Source organism: Paraperibacillus marinus, assembly GCF_046237605.1.
In the GTDB taxonomy this organism is placed as follows: Bacteria; Bacillota; Bacilli; order Bacillales; family DSM-1321; genus Paraperibacillus; species Paraperibacillus marinus.
Window position 1 is genome coordinate 2,694,454 of record NZ_CP143542.1, and the last position, 22,053, is coordinate 2,716,506.

Here is a 22,053-nt window from a genome sequence, read left to right on the forward strand (position 1 = left end):
TGAACATGGGTGATTACCCGTTCAGACACAAATATTCTATTTCGACAATAATATACAGCAAAGGATTACAGCCATTTCCAAATGGCAGCAGTTACTATAAAGCTAAAAAAGTTTATCAGAGGTGGCGCATGCTAATATCAGAGCTTGACAGTGAAAATCTTACAGACAGCCAGATGGATAGACTTCTATTTAAAAACATGAAGGATGACAATCGAAATGGGGACTGTATCTTTGTGGCCGGCAGCAGAAAGGCGGTCCATTACAGGCTGCCAAAAGCCGTGCAGCTCTATGAATCCGGCCGGGCGGGCAAGATTTTATTCTCCGGAGGAGTGACATGGCCGGGTGACGAATTCCCCGAGGCAGTCTGTCTGAAAAACAGGGCTGAAGCACTCGGCATTCCTGAAAAAGATATTTTAATTGAAGATAAATCCCTTCATACAAAGGAAAATGTCCTCGCTTCCCTGCTTGTGCTGGACCGGGAATTCCATTTGCATACGATCGGCAGACTGATCGTCGTCACGGCTGCCTTTCATATGAGAAGGCTGCATATCACAATGAAGACCTATATGCCAGGTTGGATTTCTTATACTCTTTGCCCTGTTCATGACAGCACCAGTAAAAATTGGAAGACGAGTGAAACGGGACGAATGCGTGTGGAAGCCGAATCTAAAAAGCTGATCAGTTATGTCAAAATGGGAGCCCTTTCTGATGAGAATATCGATCTATAAAAATACACCCCGGCTCCCATGAAAGCCGGGGTGTATTTCATTGATTCTTAGAAATCATAATTATCGATGTTTTCCTTGGTGAAGATGACTCGTTCCGGCAGGAGAATAATTCCGCTGTCATCCGCTTTATAATCATAGCCCTGGATCGAGTTGTCTTCTATTTTGACTTCCCCAATGCCTGGGACCTCAAAGCTGTCCCCTACCTTCAAACCTTTTTCTTTGACTGTCATCAGATAGGCGGTGTAAGCCGCGATGGCTCCCTGCTGCTTCACATCCCACAGACCAAATTGCTGGACGGTATCCCTTTTTACGAAGTCCCTCATAACATTTGGAGTTGAAAAACCGGTAATGGCTACTTTTTTTGCCTTACCCAGATTTTCTGCTGCCTGTGCCATCGCTGGCAGTGCTGTGGCATCAGGACAGATTACCGCGTTGATATCCGGATACGTTTTCAGAATGCTCTCGCCGACAGACAATGATTTCTGGGCATTATTCTCTCCATATTGGGTAGTTACGATTTCCCAGCCTGGATATTTATCGGCAATGATCTTTTTAGCTTCAGTCACCCACTGATTTTGATCTGTTACAGAAGGGCTGGAATAGAAGAAAGCCACCTTCCCTTTATCGCCGATCTGTTTAGCTGTCATATCAATCAGCAGCTGTCCGAGCTGCTCCGGCGTTCCTTGATTGATATAGAACGATCGATCCTTAGGGTTTACATCTGAATCCCAGGTCAAAACCTTTACACCTTTTTTCCTGGCACGATTGAGTGCTGCAGACAGTCCGTCGACTGATGTTGAGGAAACCATGATGGCATCGTAACCCTGGTTGACAAAGGTATTGATATATTTAACCTGCCCGGAAACCGTTGCTTCAGATGGACCGTCATACTTCAGTTCCACCCCGAGTTTATCAGCCATTTCCTTGGCACCTTCACCCCCGGAGGTGAAGAACCCCACTCCTGTCAGTTTTGGTATGAACGCGAGCTTCACATCTTTGCTGTCCTTCTTTTCCGTTCCGCTGCTGCTGTTGCTGCAGGCAGCCAGGCTTCCTATTAGAATAAGAGCAATCATTAGATTCAGCACTTTTTTATGTGTCATCGTGATCCTCCTCATACTTTTAGATTTGATGCCGTTTTGTCATGCTTTACCAAAGCCTTGAATATCCCTTTAATCCTGCTTTGTCTGAGCAATACCGTAAAGATCAGCAGCAGTCCGATCGCAATGCCCGCCTGCTCGCTGGCAAGGCCAGCCATCTGCAGACCGTATTGCATGATTCCGACCACCATACTTGCCAGCACCGTTCCGGCAATGGTTCCCTGACCTCCGAGGATGCTGGCACCGCCCAGGACAACTGCTGTAATGACCGGCAGGACCGCTTCCGACCCGAGATCAGCCCTGGCTGAACTGAAATAGGAAGTCAGCAGGACACCCCCGAGACCGCCCCCGAGGCCGCTCAGCATATAGGCACTGATGATGACCGGCTTCACCCGGATTCCGCTGTAATGGGCCGTCTTTGGATTGATGCCTGTCAGGAACAATCTTCGTCCGTACCTGGTGTAGTGCAGAAGCCAGCAGAAAATAAGGGTCAGCAGTCCTAAGAACCAGAGCGGATTCGGTATCCCAAGCAGGCTTCCGTTGGCCATTCCTGAAAAGGCATCTGGAAAACCAGTGATGCCTTCATATCCGGATGCCTTTGATCCCCCGGATATGACGAGTGCGATACCGGAATACAGAAACATGCCGCCGAGAGTGACGACAAGCGGCTGGACATTGGCTGCTGTGATAATCAGACCGTTCAGCAGACCGGCAGCGATCGCGGCAGTCAATGCAGCCAATACAGCAAGTGTGAGCGGCACCCCTTCCTTCCAAAGCACCCCGGTAAGGATGGATGACAAGCCCATGATGGAGCCTACGGAAACATCAATGCCTCCTGTAATGATGACGAGGGTCATGGGAATGGCAGCCATGCTGATGTACATGAAATCATTCATGCTGAATAGGAGATTACCCAGATTCATGAATCCCGGGCTGATGATTCCAAACACCATAAGTTCCAGCAGCAGAAGGAGAATCAAAAAGAATTCCCAGCGGATGAATGGTCTGATTTTCTTCACGGTCCCTCCCTCCTCTTGTTTTTCCTGAGTGCCGCTTGGTCTTTCCCCCTGAGATATCCCTGGAGGCGGCTGTCACCTGCCACAATCAGGAGAAGCAAGGCACCTGATAATGCATTATTCCAATAAGCCGGTATCTTCAGATACACGAGTGAAGTGTTGATCGCTTCAAGGAAAATCGCTCCCAAGGCAGCACCTGGCAGTGAGCCTAGGCCGCCGGACAAACTCACACCGCCAAGTACTGAAGCCGCTATCACCTGAAGTTCTATCCCTGTACCAGTACCATTTGGCACAAAGCCGATGTTCATGACAAAAATACAGGCGGCGATACCGGCAGATGCTCCGGAAAAGATGAAGGCAAGAATTTTGACCCTCTTCACCGGCAGTCCAATGAGTCTCGCCCCTGCCTCATTATCGCCTGCTGCAAAGAAGCAGCGGCCTCCCTTCGTATGCGCGAGGAAAAGATGGGCGGCAGCAAGGAGCAGGATGCCTGCCCATACCGGGACAGGAAGGCCCATCATCTCGGAGGATGAGAGTTTTTTAAAAGAGTTTGGAATATCCTCAATCCATTTTCCTTCCGTATAAAGAAGCATACAGCCCCGGATGATGCCCATTGTCCCGAGCGTCATGATGATGGCCGGAATTCGGAATTGGACCACCCCTGCACCATTGACCGCACCGATGAACGCAGCTGCAGCGATGGCAGCGAGCATCGCCGTTCCCGCCCCAGCCCCGCCAGAAAGCAAGGTTCCGCATATGGCAGCGGACAGTCCCATGACCGACCCGGCCGAAACATCAATATTCCCTGTGATCAGCACGAAGGATTGCCCGATGGCGAGGATAAGGAGGATCATGCTTGATTTCATAATCATGGATAATGTATCAACAGAGGTAAAGACAGGATTAATAAGCCCGATAGTCAGGATAAATAGAGCCAGGATGAAAAGAATGGATGCCTCCCGGAACCGGAGGAGCACGTATGCGTATTTCATTCGGCTTCCTCCCCCGTAACGCCATATGATGCTTTTGTGATGTTATCCAGTGTCAAATCTGCCCCTGATAGTGTTTTTGACAGCTTCCCCTCATGCAGGATCATGGCCCGGTCACAGATGCTGATGATTTCCTCAAAATCAGAGGAAATCAGGATCACACCGTGACCTGCTTCCTTCAAATCCTCGATGATTTCGTATATATCAAGCCGCGCTCCTGCATCGATCCCTCTTGTAGGTTCATCCAGTATGATGACCTTTGGCTCTGCTGCAAGATATTTCGCCAGGACGGTCTTTTGCTGATTGCCTCCCGAAAGCGACCAGACAGGCTGCCTGGCACTCTCCGCTTTCACCTTCAATTTCCCCATATAGGATTCTGCCAGCTCCGTCTCCATTCGTGAGAGCAATAGTTTTCCTTTCATCCTTCCCAGTGTAGTGGAGGCAATATTGCCCGCAATCGAGGCTTCAGCAAAAATGCCATGTGCATGGCGGTCTTCCGGGACATACACCATTCCTTTTTTCAGCCGCATATGGACCGGCAGGCAGGTTATCTCCTCCCCTTCCAGGATGATTTCCCCGCTGTACGCCGCACTAATTCCCATGACTGCTTCAGCGAGCTCTGTTCTTCCAGCTCCGACAATGCCTGCAATCCCAAGGGTTTCCCCTTCTGACAGGGAAAAGCTGATATCTTGAAAACGCTTACCAGAAAGACCGCAAATTTCCAATACCGCTGTCTTCTTCATGGATACTGCCTTTTCCCTGCCCTTTGCAGGAACCGCCCCTTCCGGCATAAGACTGGCGGCCAGCCGGCTGTAAGTGAATTTTGCCGCACGGTCATGGGCAGCTATCCTGCCATCACGCAGGATGGTAACCACATCTGCCAGCTCAAGGATTTCGGTAAGCCGATGTGTGATATAGATGATCCCTTTTCCTGCCTGTGAAAGATTTTTCACGGTGCTAAACAGACTTTCTATTTCATTGGGAGTCAGGGTGGATGTTGGTTCATCCAGAATCAGGAGCTCTGAATTCCTGATCAAGCCCCGTAGCAGTTCCACCAGCTGCTGTTCTGCTATTGAAAGGGTGCCTGCAAGCCTCGATAAATCCATAGTCCAGCCGAGACTAGAAACTAGCTCCTTGGCTTTGCGGCCCCATTCCCCCGCAGAACCCTTCAGCCCGATTATGACATTTTCTCTCACACTCATATGCGAAAAAATAAGCGGTTCCTGAGGCACAAGGTAAATGCCATGCCTGTGTGCCTCTGCGGGGGTGTGGAAGGACACCCTTTTCCCAGCCGCCTCCATTATCCCTGAGTCAGGGCGGTACAGTCCGGTGATAATCTTCATCAGGGTGGATTTCCCTGCCCCATTTCCCCCTGCAAGCGCATGTATACAGCCTCTTTCAACCGTGAGATTGACCCCTTTTAATACTGTGTTTCCATCAAACTTTTTCCATATCTCCTCCAAACGCAGCAAGGGTGATTTGTCCATATATCCACCTGCCTTTTCGTTCAACTTTTTTCATGCCTCTAAACGTTTGTTGAATCTGCTTACAGCATTTTATCTGCCATTCATCCACCTTAGAACCGGACGCAGCGGTAAAATTTTCGGATTCATAATGAGCCTATGATGGTCATATGTTGTAGCAACCGTCATTTGTTGAAAGGAAGCGTGAGGCATGAAAGGCTCTGCATTCGAAGAAAATCTTCTCATTAAAGCTGCCTGGTACTACTACAAGAACAATCTCACCCAAAATGAAATAGCCGATATTCTCGAGCTGTCCCGGAACAAGGTTGTCCGCCTGCTTGAAAAAGCGAGGAGCGACGGAATCGTCCAGTTCAACATTAAAGGAAGCGGCATGAACTGCCTGAGCACCGAATGCGATTTCATCAAATTCTTCGGCCTCTCAAATGCCTATATCATTCCTACAGTGAATAAAGATCTTCCCGGCTCACTTGCTCAGGCTGCCTCTCAATTCCTGGAAAACAGACTGGAGGACGGAGATATGCTTGGCATCGGCTGGGGCGAAGCAGTGTCAAAGACTCTCCAGTCCATGAATAACCATATTGCTGACAAGGTTTCCATTGTCACCTTGACAGGAGGAGTCAATCATTATTTCCAAAATCAGCATGAAATGAACCCGGGACTCAGCAAATTTGGCGGCAGGATCCATATGGTGCCGGCTCCTTTCCTTGCCTCGTCACAGGAAATGGCTGACAGCCTTCTCTCGGAGCCTTCCGTGGGGAGCATTTTGCAGCTTGCAGGCATGTGCACGCACACGCTTGTTGGAATAGGCGGTCTTTCGGCTGATGCCACGATCGTGAAGGAACAAAAGATGACTGTTTCAGATATGGCCTATATAAAGAGCCAAAAAGGAGCAGGTGATATATTAGGGCAATTCTTTGACAGGGATGGCCATATCCTTCATCTGCCTCACCATAAACAGCTCATTGGCATCTCCCTGGAGAAATTGAAGAAGGCGGATAATGTCATCGGTGTCGCCGGAGGCAGGAATAAAACCGATGCCATATACGGCGCACTGAAAGGCGGCTATATCAACACATTGATCACCGATGAACAGACGGCACTGACTCTTATGGAAAAGGAGGCAAAAGAATAAAATGGATACCATACTGTCCCTTGATGCAGGAACAGGCAGCATAAGGGCTGTACTGTTTGACACGGAAGGCAGGCAGCTCGCCTGCGCCCAGCAGGAATGGAGTCACCCTTCTGACCCAAGTTTCCCGGGGTCGATGAATTTTGACGTAGAACATAACTGGAGGCTGGTAACAGGCTGCATCCGTGAGCTTCTCACCCTATCCAAAGTGAATCCCGCTTCCATCCGGGCAATCAGTGCAGCCAGCATGCGGGAAGGATTTGTTATCTACGACAGCAGGGGTTCTGAGATCTGGGCATGCGCGAATGTAGATTCCCGGGCAGGTGCTGAAGTGCTTGAGCTGCAGAGCATTCGGGAATCTTTTGAAAAAGAAATCTATTTGAAAACCGGGCAGACTTTTGCCCTCGGAGCCCTGCCCCGCCTTCTCTGGCTCAAGAAATACCAGCCGGATATTTATGAAAGGGCTGCGGCCATTACCATGCTCAATGATTGGATGCTGTATCGGCTGAGCGGAGTTCTCCAGGCTGATCCGTCAAATGGGTGCACAACCGGCATGTTCAGCCTGGAAACACGCACGTGGGATCCGTCGATTGCCACAGGCTGCGGGCTGAAGGAAGACTTGTTTCCTCCTGTCCATGAAGCCGGCACCGTCATTGGTGCAGTCACGGAGAAAGCATCAGCTGAAACCGGCCTAGCAGCAGGAACGACAGTTGTATCAGGGGGTGGTGATGCTCAGCTTGCTTCCATTGGTGTTGGTGTGGTGAAGGACGGCCAGGCTTTTGTCTGCGGCGGCAGCTTCTGGCAGCAGGAGGTGAACATCTCGAGGCCCGAAGTAGACCACGGGGCCAGGATCCGGGTGAATTGCCATGCGGTCCCTTCGCTATGGCAGTATGAAACGATCGCTTTTTACCCGGGACTTGTAATGAGGTGGTTCAGGGATGCCTTCTGCCAGGAGGAAAAACGTGAAGCAGATGCACGAGGTTTGGATGTATATGAAGTGCTGGAAGAAAAGGCTGCCCGTGTTCCTGCCGGCTCACACGGAATCATGCCGATTTATTCCGATGTTATGAATTTCATCTCTTGGCGTCATGCGTCCCCAAGCTTCATCAATCTCACTCTTGATCCGGATATCTGCGGCAAGAAGGAGATGTTCCGGGCAATTGAAGAGAATGCCGCTCTTGTGACCCTCGGGAACCTGAAGCTGATTGAAAAAGTCAGCGGCCGCTTCCCCCATGAAGTCGTATTTGCCGGTGGTGCGGCGAAAGGCAGGCTATGGCCGCAGATTCTTGCTGATGTGCTCGGTATAAAGGTAAAGGTGCCGGTGGTCAAGGAAGCCGCTGCCTTAGGCGCCGCCATTGCGGCCGGTGTCGGGGCGGGCATCTACCCGTCCATGGAGGATGCTTCCGGCAGGCTTGTGAAATGGGAAGCTGAGTACCACCCTGATCCGAAAACCCACAGCATCTACAAGGATGTCTTCTCACGCTGGCAAAAAATTTATAAACACCAGCTCCAGCTTGCAGACGAAGGATGGACGGAACATATGTGGAAAGCTCCGGGTGCGGAGGCAAAATGATGGAGGTGGCAGGATGCATAAGGTGAATGAATCCGAGTCTCATTACCGCTTCGGGGATTGGGGTCCGAAGTATTTGTCAAAGGGTCCGAATATAGATATTGGAATTGTGGTGTTAAAGCCCGGCCAGGACTTTCAGAACCATTACCACACCATTTGTGAGGAATGCTTTTATATTTTGGAAGGAGCCATAGACTTTTATATTGACAACAGGAAAGTGAACGTAAAAAGCGGCGACTTACTTCAGGTGAGTCCCGGTGAATCCCATTATTTAATCAACACCTCCAATGAACATTTCAAAGCGCTGTTCATTAAGTCGCCCCATATTGCGGATCGTGACTCTGTGAACACAGCCAACCCTATTATTGATAAGGAGTGAAGAGCATGAGCTGGGGATTGAAAAACAGAATGAACGCCATCCTTCCTGAAGGAAAAGCAGTAATGCTTGCCATTGACCATGGCTATTTCCTCGGACCTATCCACGGGCTGGAAAAGCCGGAGGAAACGGTCAAGGAGCTGATGCCATATACAGACTCCCTGTTCGCAACCAGAGGTGTGCTGGCATCCGCCATTCCTGAGGACTGCAGCAAACCGGTTCTCCTCAGGGTTTCCGGAGGACCGAGCATCGTCGGCCGCGATCTCGCCAATGAAAATCTGGTGACTCCCATAAAGGAAGCACTGCGCCATAACGCCCTCGGAGTTGGAGTTTCCATCTTTGTTGGCTCAGACTACGAAACCCAGACCGTCACAAATCTCGCCCATGCCGTGACCGAAGCGCATGAATACGGCCTTCCCGTCCTTGCTATAACCGCTGTCGCCAAGGAACTCCAAAAACGGGAGGCGCGGTTTCTCGCCCTGGCCTCCCGCATCGGTGCTGAAATGGGCGCCGATATCATCAAAACCTACTACTGCGAAAACTTCGAGAAGGTTACCAGCACCTGCCCGGTCCCCATAGTCATCGCAGGCGGACCAAAGCTCGATACCATGAAAGAAGCACTCGAAATGACATATAACGCCCTTGCCCAGGGAGCAGCCGGTGTCGACATGGGCCGCAACATCTGGCAATCCGACTACCCCGCTGCCATGATCCAGGCCATTCATGCGATTGTACGGAAGAACTTCAGCGTAACAGAAGCCTTGGAGCTTTATGAGGATGCAGCTGGTGAGAAATCGAGCTGAATGCTTGAGGATTATAGAATAGCTGCCCGTTTTTTGTAACGGGCTTTTTATTTTGTTGTTCTGTGTTATCTAACTTTAAGACCAAGTAGAGGTAGTGTTCCTTAAGACCATTTCTGAAATTTCTTTTAAGACAATTTCCGGACGATTCTAAAGCAATATTGGTCTTGAAATTTTCTTTAGGACCATTTTCAGCCGATCTTAAAGCAATAGGTCTTAAAATTTCTTTTAAGACAATTTCCGGCCAATCTTGGAGCAATACTGGCCTTGAATTTTCCTTTAAGACCATTTTCGGCTGATTTCCCAGCTATACTGGTCAAAAAAAAGAGCCAGCCAGACACTAACAGAAATAGTGGATTGGCCGTAAGAAATAAACAACCATCTGCGCTGCTATAATAACATCCAAAAAGTTAAGCGGCTTTCTCATCCCCCCAAAAAGGACAAAATAAAAACCCAGGCTGTAATCAGCCTGGGTTCCTGCCGCATATGCCGTATTCTATAAGAAAGTTTTAAACCACCACTCCTCAAAGTGGGTGTTTGCAGGAACGGCCCTGTATGTCCTCCCTGCCATATAGGCGGAGGCTTGTCATTCTCGTTCCAATATAAAACTCCCTGTTACAGCTTAAAGGTTAAAACTTAATTATTCACAACGTACAAAGCAGCGTTTGTTTTAATAGTATACTCACTCCAGCGGGAAATGACAATGGTAAAATTATGTAATGACCGGGAAATGGGGACTGCCCCCCATAAAAGGCGCAATAAACCCTTGATACATCTGCATTTTAATGTTTGGGAAATAGGGGACTGTCCCCCTATTTTTTTTGGACCAGGGCTATTGCGCGGATCATGGAGCCGATGAACATGGTGGCTGCACCTCCAAGGAGGAGGATGAGAAATTGGTTTTTAGTTATGATGTCAAGAGGGTATAGGATGCCGCAAAGAATGAATAGGAATCCTATGAGCGAGAGTCCCCAGCCTAGTTTTTTCAAGATGTATTTCACCTGCACTTCAGAAAGGAATTTTCCTTTATTATAACCTTTGAGATCTTCTTATTAAAGATTTCTGTCCTCCTACACCGCAGCCATCTGGTATAATTTTAAGGGAGGTGTTTCATATGAGGCTTTTCTTAAAGGCTATTTTCTGCTCTTTGTTCCTTCACCTGATTTTCGTCGGACTCCCGCTGCTGGCAGGATATATCCGGACACTCTTCTACCGCCCTTCAGGTGAGGGCTGGTCCAATATGGTTGTGCTCGACAGTAAGATCAGTGTTGGCTTCGTCTTTTCCCCTGTTTTCTTCCTCCTATCCTTTGCAGGTACGGCTATATTCTGCGGCCTCCTGCTTCAATATTATCCACTGCTGACGGGCTGGCTGCGAAAAAGGATGAATCCATGATTTTTCCACATAAAATAAACATGAGTTTTCTACTCGCAGAACGTACATGGAAAGGACCAGAACAAGACTGAAGTCATACACTTTTGGCGGTGGAGCGGAGTAAGGCGCAGGCAGAATGCAAGCAAGATAAATGATGTCCACACCTAGTTGCAGGCTACTTATGATACATGCAGCTCCGCTCCTTTTCCACAAAAAAACGGAATCACTTCACCTGGATAGGATGGTTGATTCCGTTTTTTATGTTTTCTGTCAGATTTGATCAGCTGCTCCTGTTTTGTCCTTGTCTTGCGGGTTATTGGCTTCACTGCCCAAATACCCCTGCTTTTCATCGGATTTCTCTCCCCTTCACGAATTCTCTTTTCCCTGGCTTTCCTCGCACTGCTTTTTGCCATCAAAATCACTCCCTGCTTGTTTGTTTTATTATATAACAGCTCCATTAATAGCGATACAGGATTTGGCTATTCATTAAGATAAGCTGATGTGCAAAAATCAAATTCAATTCTCTCCTGTCAAATCTCTCGCCCTCTTATGGCAGGCAAGCTTCCAAAACGGATAATTAATAAAATAAATGCAAAGATACCTATAAACTTTACAAATCACCTGACGATATAGTAAACAAGAATTTATAACAAACTGATAAAGGCAAACTTTTCCGAAAGGTAAGGACGCAAAGCCATGAGCCTAACCGCTGAACATTCTAGCGCAGGGTCGTCAGGCTGCCAGGCTCTCTTTAACTGAGCTGTGGCTGCTTTTAAGGAGGGCAAATCAATGAGAAAAAAATTAATGGTGGTTTTATTCATGATGTTTATGGCAGGATCAGGCATCCGGGCAGAGGCTGGAGTCCAGCAGGACCATGCCACATGGCTCTGGAATCCGTGGATGATTGTGGATGATGAATCCGGCACCCTGGCTTTTCTTGAAACCAAAAAATTAAATAAGGTGTATGTGCAGATTGACCGGGATATTCCTGCGTCTGTGTATAGAAGCTTTAATGAAAAAGCGATTGGGAAAGGCATACGGGTATATGCACTTGACGGAGCTCCTGACTGGGCTGCCCCAAAAGGATACACGAGCCAGGACAGATTAATGACCTGGATTGGCAGCTATCAAAATGGCTCAACGCAATCGCAGAAGTTTAGCGGTATCCATTTGGATGTGGAGCCTTATCTATATCAAGGATGGAATTCGAACCGCGCTGAAACCATCAAATCCTATCAGGCACTGCTGACTAAGGCCAAAACGAGCGCAGATTCTTTAAAGATGGAACTCGAAGCAGATATCCCCTTTTGGTTTGATGAAATTTCCTACAAAAACACGTATGGGAAAGGAATATTAGCTGAGTGGGTTATTTCCAAGACCAATGGTGTGACCATCATGGCGTACCGTGACTCCGCTGCCATGATTGCAGAACTAGTCAAAAACGAAGTGGGCTATGCAGCGAAATACGGAAAACGAGTTGTGGCAGGTGTTGAGACCGGACAAACAAGCGAAGGAAACCAAATTTCATTTTTTGAAGAAGGCGAGAGCTATATGAACACCCAGCTTGAGGCTCTCAGGAGTTCCTATGCCAATACCCCTGCTTTCGGCGGCACCGCCGTCCATCATGTGGGCAGCTGGCTCACTATGAAACCATGAGTAAGTCCTGAAGTATATAATAACAGACAAAAGCACCGGAGACTAAATTCCGGTGCTTTCTCTATTCTTACATAACAGACTTCGGAGGGCCAAGCTGCGCGAGGAACTTTTTGTATTGAAAATACATGGCGATCCTCCAGGGCACGATCATGCCGAATGCCAGAATCCAGAACATGCCGCTCAGCTGTCCGAGATCTATGGTTGCGCTCAGGATGAACTTGGCTGCGATCCTGATTATCAATAACCCAATCAAAATGAAAACAAAAGCTTTCGATCTTTTTAAATATATATGATTCTCTCTTATCTCGAACGTCGAGGTTTTAATTAACAGAATGGAAAATAACAGGCCCACTGTGACGGCCTCAAGGCATTCAGATGCTGTGACCCGGAATTCCGGAAATATGAACATAAGTGCCCCGGTGCTCATGAAGATCGGGGGCAGAATGATCTTTTTGGCAGATACTGGGCGTTTGGCTGCCTTTAAACGGATAAAGATGACCATGGAGGCCATTAATGCAGCAAATATAGAAGAGAGATAAATCATCATGCCTGTGTCACCCTTTATCATTATTTATCAATGCCTACTTAATATATTATATTGCCAGCCAAAAAAAGCAAGCACTCTTTTACAGAGTCCCTGCAAGGCGGCATCACTGTTTCATCAAAACAGAAGCATCCCCGCACTCCTGTCCGGGGGCTGTTTGGATCTTTTAGACGAGGACCCGATTCACTGCTTCGAGGACCCTTGCTTCATCAAAAGGCTTGACGATAAAATCCTTTGCACCTGCCTCAATCGATTCAACCACCATCTTCTGCTGGCCCATTGCCGAACACATGATGATTTTCGATGGCAGACCCGCTCCCTTGATTTCCTTGAGCGCCTCTATCCCGCTCATCTCTGGCATAGTTATATCCATAATGACTAAATCAGGCTCGAGCTGCCTGGTCAAGGAGACAGCCGTTAAGCCTGTTTCTGCTTCCCCGACAATCTCATGTCCTGCATTTGTCAGAATGTTAGTAAGCGTCACTCTCATAAATTTCGCATCATCTACTACTAAAATCCTTGCCAATCATATATCCCCCTCATAAAATCCCAGCACTGTATAAATGTGGCACTGGCATTTTAAACTACTATAAATATATCGGACTTCCAGGTTATTTTCAATTTGAATAAATGGAGTGATGGGCTTTTATACCTATTAAAATCCCTGAAAACCTCCAAATAAAGAGGTCAAATAGGAAGTCAGCATGTTCATCCAGTTGAAAAATAATACAACACCCATCAAAACCATGAGGGAGCCGCCACCCTTAACCAGGGCTCTGCTGTGCCGCTTGATCCATCCGAGACGTGTGATGAAAAATGACAGGATGAAGAACGGAACGGCGAAACCAAGCGTATAGGCGGTCATATACCAGACTCCCGAGCCAGGATTGGTCCCTGCAAGCCCCATAACCGCCATCAGGATCGGGCCTGTGCATGGCGTCCAGCCTGCTGCAAAAGCAAGACCGATCAGAACGGAGCCTGCATATCCGCCGGGACGGTTCTTAAATTCATATTTTTTCTCTTTCATCAATAAATCGAAGTTCAAGGCACCGGCTATCACCAAACCAAAGAATACCATCAGAATAGCGCCAATCTGCCGAATCAAGTCATTATAATCAGCGAAAAGGGTGCCGATCAGCGATGAACCAAATCCCAGTGAAATAAATATCACTGAAAACCCGATTAAAAAAAAGATGGTATGCAGAAAGCTTCTCCTGCTGAGCATCCCCTTCTCACCCTTGATCTCACTGACGCTCATCCCGGTTATATAAGACAGGAAAGCCGGATATAATGGAAGGCAGCAAGGCGAAATAAAACTCAAAAACCCAGCCCCAAGGGCGATAAATAGATTAATATCGTTCAAACTTCACAACCCCTACTATTTTATGTCTAATTATATTCTACCAAATATCATCTGATGCTTTCATCCAAATTATGAAACTTATTTGTATGCTGTTTTCGTATAGAAGATACAAAAGTTGATTTCCGCTGCAGGCTTTTCATTCTATTGAAGCGCCCGCTACTATCTCCTTTGTTTAACAACTATATCTCTTTACAGAACTATATAAAAACACAAATATTTAGAATGCAAAATGTTTTATTCTTTATTTCTGCAGGTTTTATACAGATTTCACTTAAATGTCATAAATATGGAAGGCATACAGTTCAAGGTGATTGAATTAATTTCCATCCTGACTTATACTAACTTATATATCATTCATTTACAATTTTTTCAAAGTCTTTCAATATTGGACAAGTGAAAGGACAGCGATTGTGAACAAAGAGAAGCTTTTAACCCATATTGAAAAAAAGAGGGCTGAGTTGATTGCGGCAGCGACCCAGCACGGGTTAAGTTCGGATATAGCCTTGAAAATAAGTCAGGACCTCGACAGGCTGCTAAATGAATATGATAAGCAATACTTGAAAAAGCCCTTATCAACTGCTGCCAATTCCTTCGCATTCAGGTGAAATGTAATTCATGACAAATGAGAAAGCCTGTATCCGTATATCGGATACAGGTTTTTTTATCGTGCATTCTCCATTTTATCGGCAAGGCCATTTTGAAGCAGATACATCTTATAATAGAGTTTCCGCTGGGCGAGCAATTCCTGGTGAGTTCCCCTCTCGACAATCTCCCCTTGATGCAGAACAAGAATCTGGTCAGCGTCCTGGATGGTCGAGAGCCGGTGAGCGATCGCAATGGTAGTGCGTCCCTGCCTCATTCTCCCGAGCGCCACCTGGATGGCTTCCTCTGTTTCTGTGTCTATGTTTGCCGTAGCCTCATCAAGGACGAGGATCTTTGGATTTGCGGCTATCGTCCTGGCAAAGGCGATCAGCTGCTTCTGCCCGCTTGAGAAGGTGGATCCCCGCTCAACCACTTGATGGTCAAAACGCAGGGGCAGTCTGTTGATGAAACCATGCGCCTGTACAAACCTTGCCGCCTCCTCGATATCCTCATCTGTAATGGATGGATCATACAGCCGGATATTATCCTTAATGGTACCGAAGAACAAAAAAGGATCCTGAAGTACGAGGCCCATCTTGCTGCGCAGTTCGTCCCGGCTGTATTCCTTCAGCGAGACTCCATCAACGAGAATGTCACCGCGTTCATATTCGTAAAACCTCATCATAAGGTTGATGATGGAGCTCTTACCGCTGCCGGTGTGTCCGACAAGAGCGACAGTCTCTCCTTTTTTTGCAGTGAAGCTTATGTTTTTCAGGACATCCCTTTTTCCATCATAAGAAAAGCTGACATTCCTGAACTGTATTTCTCCGTCTGAAATGCTATGTTCCCCGTTTCCTGTCTGACCGGGCGCAAATTCCTTCTCATCGATAACTTTGAATACCCTCTCCCCCGCAATAATCGCCTGCTGGAATAAGGAAAGGCGCATCATTACCTGGTTCAACGGCTCAAAGAACCGGTCGATATAGCTTACAAAAACATAAATCACTCCGATCTCGACAGGGCTTTTGAGAGAAGTGATTCCAAAAAAGCTCAATACAATGATCAGTGTGAGTGCATAAATCAAGTCCAAGGCGGGACGCAGCAACAGTCCATCCACCTTGATATTCTTCATGCCTGCGGAGTAGTGCTTTTCATTGATGTCCTCAAATTCCCTGCGCAGCCTGCGTTCCTGCCTGAACACCTGGATAATGGCCATGCCCTGGAGCGATTCGCTGAGTTTGGCATTAAGCTGGCTCAGCCGCTCCCGCATGTCCTGATAATAAATGGAGCTGTATTTCCTGTAGGCAGCCATCACCAAGAATATGATAGGCAGGATGATGGCGCAGAAAAGCGCTAATTTAACATTCAGGACAAACATGGCGATGAAAATGCCGGTAAGCTGGAAGGCGCTCTGAATGAATGTGCTGACCACACTGACGAACATGTCCTTGATGGCTTCCGTATCATTCGTCACTCGAGATACGAGGCTCCCCCCCGGGGTCTTATCAAAATATTTCATCCCAAGGGCGTGAACCTTTGAGAAAATATCAATTCTCAGCTGTTTAATAATAGCCAGGGCAACTTCCTGGAATTTAAGCAGCTGAAAATACATAAAGATCACCATCGCCACCTGTATTCCCATATACAGGCTGCCGAGCATGATGATGGCGGAACGGTCAAGGCGGCCCGGCCTTAAATAATCATCTATGAAAACCCCAATAATGATCGGACCGAATATATTCCCGAGGGTCATCATCAACAAACAGAAAAAGGCAATGAGAATGACCTTTTTATGCGGCTTTGCATAGCCGAGCAGCCGGGAAAGGATTTTGCGCTGCTCTTTTCCGCTTATAGACAGGCTGTTAGTATCCATCTTCATCCTCCATGCTCCACAAGTTCTTCAAGCTGCTGCTGCAGATACATCGTCTTATACCATCCTTCGTGCCCCATAAGCTCATCATGAGTTCCATGCTGTATCAAATGGCCGTCATCAAGAACCAGTATCAAGTCTGCATGCTGAATGGCGCTCAGCCGGTGAGCGGTAATGATGGTTGTCTTTCCTTCTCTGTTTTCCTTGAGATTCCGAAGGATGGTCTCTTCCGTCTTCGCATCGACCGCGGACAATGAATCGTCCAATATCAGGACTTCCGGTTCCATAATTAAAGCCCTTGCAATCGATATCCTCTGTTTCTGGCCCCCGGATAAAGAGACACCGCGCTCTCCTACCACCGTCTCATAGCCGTCTGTGAACTGCAGGATATCTTCGTGTATATAGGCCGCCTCAGCCGCCTTGATGATATCTCTGTAACCCGCTTCCGGTGCGGCAAAAGCGATATTATCCGCCACCGATGCCGAAAATAAAAAATGATCCTGCGGTACATACCCGATCGACTTTCTCAAACCTTCCAAAGCATACTCATCGATGTTCGTCCCGCCGATTGCCACAAATCCTTCATACCCGTCAAACTCCCGGATCAAAAGCTTTAGGAGCGTGGTTTTCCCGGAGCCTGTTTTACCTGCAATGCCCAGTGTCTGGCCTGGCTGCAGCTTAAAGTAAATGTCTTTCAATACCGGGGATTCCTCATTTGGGTAAGAAAATCTGCTGATCGCAAATTCGATTCTGCCTGCAGCCAGAATTCCTGCCGACTCTTTCTTTTCAACAATATCCACCTTTTCGGCAAGAAGTGCCATCACCCGGTCGTACGAGGCCCTGCCCCTTTCAACAATATTGAAGAGCCAGCCGAATGCAAGCATCGGCCAGATCAGCAGGCCTAAATATGTAGTGAAGGAAACCAGCTGACCGATTGTCAATTCTTCATTCAGGACAAATTTAGATCCAAACGCTATGGACAGAAAAAAAGAAATGCCGACAATGATAGAAATGGTAGGATCAAATAAAGCATCAATTCTAGCAACGGTCATATTCTTCTGGACAACATCCTCCGACTGGGCCCGGAAGGAATCTATATCCTGCTTCTCCTGGCCGAAGGTCTTAATGACCTTGATTCCGTTAATGCTTTCCTGGGTCTTGTCATTCAGGCTCGAAAAGGCCTCCTGGGCCTTATGGAAGCTTTTATGGAGCAGTGACCCATAATAACTGGTCAAATAGGCCATGATTGGCATCGGCAAAAGGCAGATCAATGTGAGCTTCCAGCTGATGAACAGCATGGCAGCCACAACGGTTCCGCCTGTTGTCAGCGAGTCCACCAGTGTAAGCACCCCGGAACCGGCTGTCTGCTGAATAGCCTGGAGATCATTGGTCGCATGCGCCATCAGGTCCCCAATTCGCCGCCGCTGATAAAACGCCTGCGACATCCGGGTAAAATGGCCGTACAGCCTGTTCCTCATCTGTCTCGCAAGCTTTACCGCCGATCCAAAGATCATGATCCTCCAAAAATAGCGGAGAACATACATTCCCACAGCAGAGGCAGCAAGCATCCCCATCCATCCGAAAAGCACCTTTACACTCAATGTATCATTCTCAATCAGATCCACGATAATGCCGATGATACGCGGTGGAATCAACTGAAGGAGGGCCACAAAAACCAGCATGCCGATTCCCGTCAGGTATGCCTTCCTTTCTTGTACAAAAAACCATTTTAACTCTAGGAATAACTTCATCTACCCTTCCCCCGCATACGATGTATATAAAACTAAACGCCTTCATATTTTACCAGAAAATAGGGGAAGTCAAGAACACTTTTTAGAATATTTTTTATTTTTTGGTAAATTGCTTTTATCCAGTTTTAACCCCTTCTCTTACCTGTATAAATCACAAAACAAACAAAAAACCACTCTCCGGATTGGCTGTCAGCCAAAAAGAAAGTGGTCGCGTTTTAGATATAGACAAACGGAGCTGCCGGTTCCCTCAGGATGAGTATGTACCTGGCTTGTCCCATACTTGCATATCCAATATTCATAGGTGCAGGAGCTCCTGAGCTTACTTCCCAGCCTGCTTGTTCATGGCGCTCATCATTTGGTTGATTTTCTTCTGTGATGGTTTCATACCCATCTGCATCATCATCATTTTGAGCATTTGTTCGTTTATTGGCGGATTTTTCTTAAGGTATGTCATCATATAGCGACGAGCAATGAAAAATCCTAGAGCTACCCCGGCAAGAAGTGCCACGATACCTACTAGTATTTCCGTCCACATACTATTTTCCTCCTTCGTGTTGTCTATCACATTGTTACTAGACCCAAGGGATATTATACAATATCCGAATAATAATTTCCTTCTTTTAAGCGGAATTTTCTCTCCTTAATTGGTTTTAGCCAGCCGAACTTGTTATTTATAAGGTCCAGCGCCAAAAAATCAGATTCAGATTTTCGGAGGCATTCAAAAAATTCAGTTTCTGCTTCTAGAGACCCCCTTGCTTCAAGCGTCAACCCATTGTCGCCAATCCGCAGGGAAGCACTGCTCAGCCCTTCATTCGTTTCAATATAATATACCCTATTTTTGTCCTGGGAATCCTTTTTGACTCTAAGCTGGTGGTCGAGCATCTTCTGGATTTGGAGGATAGGCAGGGGCTTGGTGATATAGGCAATTTGCCGTTTGATGATCTCCTGGAGTTCTCCTGAGGACTTAGAGTATTCTAAGAATAAGTTATAGAGCAGACGTTCACGGCCAAAGTAATGCCTCGCTACATCATCTTCGATTACATATAAATTGTATATCCTCACTCCACACACTCCATTCACATTCTTTTACCAATTATATATGCCGCTATACGAAAGATATGTTGATTAATGGAGAAATAAAACGGTCATTTTGTCGAATTCATACAATTCTGACACTTTTAGTATAAAACAAGACTTGACAAATAGCCAATGATAGGATTGCAAACAAAAAGGCCTGCCCCTTTTCAGGAGCAGACCTTCTTTCTTTATTAGTTGCTTTCAATTAATGCCTTTACTTTTGCCACGACATTTTCAACTGTGAAGCCATATTCTTTAATTACTGTGCCGCCAGGGGCTGAAGCACCAAATGTATCGATTCCGAGAACATCTCCCTCATCACCGGTATATTTATGCCAGCCAAAGCTTGATCCCATTTCAATGGCAAGACGCTTTTTGACTGCCGGTGAGATGACGCTTTGCTTGTATTCTTTAGATTGCTGCTCGAAGCGGTCCATGGAAGGCATGCTCACAACAGCTGCATCGATTCCTTCCGCAGATAATGCTTTTTGTGCATCTACAGCAAGGTTCACTTCTGAACCAGTGGCGATAAGAAGCGCATCAGCCGTTTCCTTGCCTGCTGGAGAGATGATATAAGCCCCCTTTTGGACACCTTCATAAGCATTTTCAGCTGTACCCTTGATGGTAGGCAGATTCTGTCTTGTCAGTACAAGAGCGGTCGGGCGGTCATGGTTATCCAGGGCCATCCTCCACGCTGCCGCTGTTTCATTTCCATCAGCCGGACGGATGATGGATAGACCAGGCATAGAACGCAGGGAAGAAAGCTGCTCAACCGGCTCATGTGTGGGACCATCTTCACCAACAGCGATGCTGTCATGTGTGAAAACATAGGTCACAGGCAGCTGCATCAATGCTGCAAGGCGGATGGCTGGACGAAGGTAATCGGAGAACACAAAGAATGTTCCGCCAAACACTTTCAAGCCGCCGTGAAGGGCCATTCCGTTCATGGCGGCGCCCATTGCGAATTCACGGACACCAAACCAGATGTTTCTGCCTTCGTATGATTTCGGGAAGAAATCATCAGCATCTTTGATCATGGTATTATTAGAGCCCGCAAGATCCGCAGACCCGCCGATCAGGGATGGAAGGTTCTTGGCAGCACCATTTAAGACTTCACCGCTTGAAGCACGGCTTGCCAGGCTTTTGCCTTCTTCGTAGACAGGAATATCTTTATCCCAGTTTTCCGGAAGCTCTCCTGCAATTGCTTTTTCAAGCTGCTCGGCAAGCTCAGGGTATTCCTTCTTATAGCTTGAGAACTTATCGTTCCATTCATTTTCTCTTTCGTTTCCTCTGTCTGCAATCGTGCTTTCAAAATGAGCATACACTTCTTCAGGAACATGGAAGTCTTGATCAAACGTCCATTTATAATACTCTTTTGTCAGCTTCATTTCATCTTCTCCAAGAGGAGCGCCATGGACCTTAGAAGAGCCTGAACGGTTAGGGGAACCATAACCGATGATAGTCTTGACTTCAATCATGGTCGGGCGGCTGAGGTCAGTCCGGGCTTCCTTGATGGCGGCCGCAACCTCTTCAATGTCATTGCCGTCTTTTACAAGGATGTATTGCCAGCCGTAGCCTTCATAACGTTTCTTTACGCTTTCAGTCATGGATTTATCCAAATCACCGTCAAGTGAAATGTCATTAGAATCGTAGAGAACGATCAATCTGCCCAATTCCAAATGGCCTGCAAGAGAGGAAGCTTCAGCAGAAACACCTTCCATTAAATCGCCATCTCCACAAAGTGCATAAGTAAAGTGATCGACTACCTGGTGATCGCCTTTATTGTAAGTCGAAGCAAGATGCCTTTCAGCCATAGCCATACCTACTGCCATCGCTACACCCTGTCCTAGTGGTCCGGTCGTAGCCTCGACACCAGGAGTATGCTTATATTCAGGATGTCCCGGTGTCTTGCTTCCCCACTGGCGGAAGCCTTTTATATCATCCATGGTCACACCATATCCTGACAGATGAAGCAGGCTGTATAGAAGCATGGATCCGTGACCAGCAGAAAGTACAAAACGGTCTCTATTAAACCAATCTGGATTTTTTGGATTGTGGTTCATGAATTGTGTCCAGAGTGTATAAGCCATTGGAGCTGCGCCCATCGGCAGGCCTGGATGGCCGGAATTAGCTTTTTGGATTGCATCAATTGATAACGTACGAATCGTATTGATGGAAAGTGAATCAATTTTTTCTGCCATTAATAAGACTTCCTTTCCTTATGTAAAAAATAATTTTCAACTTTATATTATAGTTCTGATATTAGAAACACAACTAATAATACCTGAAACATTATATTAACAGATATTCCGTTTCCATATAAGAGGTTCGTACCTATTTTGTGTAAAAAAAAAGAATACATGCAAGAAGCTGTATTCTTTCCTTATGTTTTATTTATAATCAATGAAGATTTCTGCGCTCTTTAATCTGCTTGATTTTTTCGGGCGTAACATCGTTTCCTTCCGGGTCGATGACTTTAACATGTTCCAATGTATCAGACATGGACTTTCTGAAGGTTTCAAGATATTCACGTCTTAATGTGGACTGTTCTTTCGCCTCTTCAGTTGTTAAACTGTTTTCCCTGCCCTTTTTGGCAAGCTCATTGATTCTGGCGATTTTTTGTTTGGAAAGCATAAATCGGACTCCTTC

Annotated in this window: 23 protein-coding genes, 1 other RNA gene and 1 riboswitch; of the genes, 8 read left to right on the top strand and 16 right to left on the bottom strand. The window is 46.9% G+C overall.

All coding sequences use genetic code 11. The features are described from left to right. Positions 1-128: 128 nt before the first annotated feature. On the top strand, positions 129-728 hold the full coding sequence (locus V1498_RS13575) for a YdcF family protein (RefSeq protein WP_409294249.1): 600 nt from the start codon (positions 129-131) through the stop codon (positions 726-728). Between the two features lie 47 nt (positions 729-775). Here V1498_RS13575 and lsrB read toward each other — a convergent pair whose 3' ends face one another. Genes lsrB through V1498_RS13595 form a run of 4 tightly spaced genes read right to left on the bottom strand, consistent with a single transcriptional unit; the run spans position 776 to position 5,317 of the window. Next, complete coding sequence (lsrB, locus tag V1498_RS13580; RefSeq protein ID WP_409294250.1) at positions 776-1,828, bottom strand: autoinducer 2 ABC transporter substrate-binding protein LsrB; 1,053 nt, start codon at positions 1,826-1,828, stop codon at positions 776-778. 11 nt (positions 1,829-1,839) lie between these two features. After that, positions 1,840-2,835: an ABC transporter permease gene (locus V1498_RS13585; RefSeq protein ID WP_409299287.1), complete on the bottom strand. Its 996-nt coding sequence runs from the start codon at positions 2,833-2,835 to the stop codon at positions 1,840-1,842. A 5-nt stretch (positions 2,836-2,840) separates the two neighbouring features. Beyond that, complete coding sequence (locus V1498_RS13590) at positions 2,841-3,833, bottom strand: ABC transporter permease subunit (protein ID WP_409294251.1); 993 nt, start codon at positions 3,831-3,833, stop codon at positions 2,841-2,843. Then, on the bottom strand, positions 3,830-5,317 hold the full coding sequence (locus tag V1498_RS13595) for a sugar ABC transporter ATP-binding protein (protein ID WP_409294252.1): 1,488 nt from the start codon (positions 5,315-5,317) through the stop codon (positions 3,830-3,832). The genes V1498_RS13590 and V1498_RS13595 overlap by 4 nt, the downstream gene beginning before the upstream one ends. A gap of 187 nt (positions 5,318-5,504) precedes the next feature. Between V1498_RS13595 and V1498_RS13600 the strand changes: the two genes are divergently transcribed. From V1498_RS13600 to lsrF, 4 genes are read left to right on the top strand one after another with little or no spacing between them, the layout of a single operon-like run. Continuing rightward, entirely contained in the window at positions 5,505-6,446 is a 942-nt protein-coding gene (locus tag V1498_RS13600) for a sugar-binding transcriptional regulator (RefSeq protein ID WP_409294253.1), read from the top strand. Position 6,447: 1 nt separating this feature from the next. Next, positions 6,448-8,016, top strand: a complete 1,569-nt coding sequence (gene lsrK / locus V1498_RS13605; RefSeq protein ID WP_409294254.1) for an autoinducer-2 kinase — start codon at positions 6,448-6,450, stop codon at positions 8,014-8,016. A gap of 13 nt (positions 8,017-8,029) precedes the next feature. Next, entirely contained in the window at positions 8,030-8,392 is a 363-nt protein-coding gene (locus tag V1498_RS13610; RefSeq protein WP_409294255.1) for a cupin domain-containing protein, read from the top strand. 5 nt (positions 8,393-8,397) lie between these two features. Next, positions 8,398-9,192, top strand: a complete 795-nt coding sequence (lsrF, locus tag V1498_RS13615; RefSeq protein WP_409294256.1) for a 3-hydroxy-5-phosphonooxypentane-2,4-dione thiolase — start codon at positions 8,398-8,400, stop codon at positions 9,190-9,192. 470 nt (positions 9,193-9,662) lie between these two features. Here lsrF and ssrS read toward each other — a convergent pair. Both ssrS and V1498_RS13625 read right to left on the bottom strand, forming a co-directional pair. Next, a non-coding RNA gene (gene ssrS / locus V1498_RS13620) (6S RNA) lies at positions 9,663-9,857 on the bottom strand. Positions 9,858-10,001: 144 nt separating this feature from the next. Then, positions 10,002-10,178: a hypothetical protein gene (locus tag V1498_RS13625; protein WP_409294257.1), complete on the bottom strand. Its 177-nt coding sequence runs from the start codon at positions 10,176-10,178 to the stop codon at positions 10,002-10,004. Positions 10,179-10,303: 125 nt separating this feature from the next. Between V1498_RS13625 and V1498_RS13630 the strand changes: the two genes are divergently transcribed. Then, a complete protein-coding gene (locus tag V1498_RS13630) occupies positions 10,304-10,582 on the top strand; it encodes a hypothetical protein (protein WP_409294258.1) in 279 nt (92 codons plus the stop codon). Between the two features lie 158 nt (positions 10,583-10,740). Here the strand turns inward: V1498_RS13630 and V1498_RS13635 are convergent, their stop codons facing one another. Then, complete coding sequence (locus V1498_RS13635) at positions 10,741-10,974, bottom strand: hypothetical protein (protein WP_409294259.1); 234 nt, start codon at positions 10,972-10,974, stop codon at positions 10,741-10,743. A gap of 239 nt (positions 10,975-11,213) precedes the next feature. After that, positions 11,214-11,306: riboswitch (cyclic di-GMP riboswitch) on the top strand. 44 nt (positions 11,307-11,350) lie between these two features. On the opposite strand from V1498_RS13635, the gene V1498_RS13640 reads away from it, so the two are divergent. Continuing rightward, entirely contained in the window at positions 11,351-12,217 is an 867-nt protein-coding gene (locus V1498_RS13640; RefSeq protein ID WP_409294260.1) for an amidase, read from the top strand. 67 nt (positions 12,218-12,284) lie between these two features. On the opposite strand, the gene V1498_RS13645 is transcribed toward V1498_RS13640, so the two are convergent. The 3 genes from V1498_RS13645 to V1498_RS13655 all read right to left on the bottom strand — a co-directional run bounded on the left by V1498_RS13645 (position 12,285) and on the right by V1498_RS13655 (position 14,124). Further along, positions 12,285-12,764 (bottom strand): CcdC family protein, encoded by a 480-nt coding sequence (locus V1498_RS13645; protein ID WP_409294261.1) that lies wholly within the window; start codon positions 12,762-12,764, stop codon positions 12,285-12,287. 163 nt (positions 12,765-12,927) lie between these two features. Further along, positions 12,928-13,287, bottom strand: a complete 360-nt coding sequence (locus V1498_RS13650; RefSeq protein WP_409294262.1) for a response regulator — start codon at positions 13,285-13,287, stop codon at positions 12,928-12,930. 129 nt (positions 13,288-13,416) lie between these two features. Then, positions 13,417-14,124 (bottom strand): cytochrome c biogenesis CcdA family protein, encoded by a 708-nt coding sequence (locus V1498_RS13655; RefSeq protein WP_409294263.1) that lies wholly within the window; start codon positions 14,122-14,124, stop codon positions 13,417-13,419. A 410-nt stretch (positions 14,125-14,534) separates the two neighbouring features. On the opposite strand from V1498_RS13655, the gene V1498_RS13660 reads away from it, so the two are divergent. Next, positions 14,535-14,729, top strand: coding sequence for a Spo0E family sporulation regulatory protein-aspartic acid phosphatase (locus V1498_RS13660; protein WP_409294264.1), 195 nt, complete (start codon positions 14,535-14,537; stop codon positions 14,727-14,729). A 56-nt stretch (positions 14,730-14,785) separates the two neighbouring features. Here V1498_RS13660 and V1498_RS13665 read toward each other — a convergent pair whose 3' ends face one another. The 6 genes from V1498_RS13665 to V1498_RS13690 all read right to left on the bottom strand — a co-directional run bounded on the left by V1498_RS13665 (position 14,786) and on the right by V1498_RS13690 (position 22,038). Further along, complete coding sequence (locus tag V1498_RS13665) at positions 14,786-16,579, bottom strand: ABC transporter ATP-binding protein (RefSeq protein ID WP_409294265.1); 1,794 nt, start codon at positions 16,577-16,579, stop codon at positions 14,786-14,788. Between the two features lie 2 nt (positions 16,580-16,581). After that, positions 16,582-18,327: an ABC transporter transmembrane domain-containing protein gene (locus V1498_RS13670; protein WP_409294266.1), complete on the bottom strand. Its 1,746-nt coding sequence runs from the start codon at positions 18,325-18,327 to the stop codon at positions 16,582-16,584. Positions 18,328-18,646: 319 nt separating this feature from the next. Then, a complete protein-coding gene (locus V1498_RS13675; RefSeq protein WP_409292450.1) occupies positions 18,647-18,862 on the bottom strand; it encodes a YneF family protein in 216 nt (71 codons plus the stop codon). Between the two features lie 53 nt (positions 18,863-18,915). Continuing rightward, a complete protein-coding gene (gene sirA, locus V1498_RS13680) occupies positions 18,916-19,389 on the bottom strand; it encodes a sporulation inhibitor of replication protein SirA (protein ID WP_409294267.1) in 474 nt (157 codons plus the stop codon). 206 nt (positions 19,390-19,595) lie between these two features. Further along, a complete protein-coding gene (tkt, locus tag V1498_RS13685; protein ID WP_409294268.1) occupies positions 19,596-21,605 on the bottom strand; it encodes a transketolase in 2,010 nt (669 codons plus the stop codon). Positions 21,606-21,804: 199 nt separating this feature from the next. Beyond that, complete coding sequence (locus tag V1498_RS13690) at positions 21,805-22,038, bottom strand: DUF896 domain-containing protein (RefSeq protein ID WP_409294269.1); 234 nt, start codon at positions 22,036-22,038, stop codon at positions 21,805-21,807. Positions 22,039-22,053 lie beyond the last annotated feature (15 nt).

Excerpts from the sequence above, each read along its gene's own strand:
- V1498_RS13575 (WP_409294249.1), top strand. The coding sequence starts at position 129 with ATGCTAATATCAGAGCTTGACAGTGAAAATCTTACAGACAGCCAGATG.
- lsrB (WP_409294250.1), bottom strand. The coding sequence starts at position 1,828 with ATGACACATAAAAAAGTGCTGAATCTAATGATTGCTCTTATTCTAATA.
- V1498_RS13590 (WP_409294251.1), bottom strand. The coding sequence starts at position 3,833 with ATGAAATACGCATACGTGCTCCTCCGGTTCCGGGAGGCATCCATTCTT.
- V1498_RS13595 (WP_409294252.1), bottom strand. The coding sequence starts at position 5,317 with ATGGACAAATCACCCTTGCTGCGTTTGGAGGAGATATGGAAAAAGTTT.
- V1498_RS13600 (WP_409294253.1), top strand. The coding sequence starts at position 5,505 with ATGAAAGGCTCTGCATTCGAAGAAAATCTTCTCATTAAAGCTGCCTGG.
- lsrK (WP_409294254.1), top strand. The coding sequence starts at position 6,448 with ATGGATACCATACTGTCCCTTGATGCAGGAACAGGCAGCATAAGGGCT.
- V1498_RS13610 (WP_409294255.1), top strand. The coding sequence starts at position 8,030 with ATGCATAAGGTGAATGAATCCGAGTCTCATTACCGCTTCGGGGATTGG.
- lsrF (WP_409294256.1), top strand. The coding sequence starts at position 8,398 with ATGAGCTGGGGATTGAAAAACAGAATGAACGCCATCCTTCCTGAAGGA.
- V1498_RS13630 (WP_409294258.1), top strand. The coding sequence starts at position 10,304 with ATGAGGCTTTTCTTAAAGGCTATTTTCTGCTCTTTGTTCCTTCACCTG.
- V1498_RS13635 (WP_409294259.1), bottom strand. The coding sequence starts at position 10,974 with ATGGCAAAAAGCAGTGCGAGGAAAGCCAGGGAAAAGAGAATTCGTGAA.
- V1498_RS13640 (WP_409294260.1), top strand. The coding sequence starts at position 11,351 with ATGAGAAAAAAATTAATGGTGGTTTTATTCATGATGTTTATGGCAGGA.
- V1498_RS13645 (WP_409294261.1), bottom strand. The coding sequence starts at position 12,764 with ATGATGATTTATCTCTCTTCTATATTTGCTGCATTAATGGCCTCCATG.
- V1498_RS13665 (WP_409294265.1), bottom strand. The coding sequence starts at position 16,579 with ATGGATACTAACAGCCTGTCTATAAGCGGAAAAGAGCAGCGCAAAATC.
- V1498_RS13670 (WP_409294266.1), bottom strand. The coding sequence starts at position 18,327 with ATGAAGTTATTCCTAGAGTTAAAATGGTTTTTTGTACAAGAAAGGAAG.
- V1498_RS13675 (WP_409292450.1), bottom strand. The coding sequence starts at position 18,862 with ATGTGGACGGAAATACTAGTAGGTATCGTGGCACTTCTTGCCGGGGTA.
- tkt (WP_409294268.1), bottom strand. The coding sequence starts at position 21,605 with ATGGCAGAAAAAATTGATTCACTTTCCATCAATACGATTCGTACGTTA.
- V1498_RS13690 (WP_409294269.1), bottom strand. The coding sequence starts at position 22,038 with ATGCTTTCCAAACAAAAAATCGCCAGAATCAATGAGCTTGCCAAAAAG.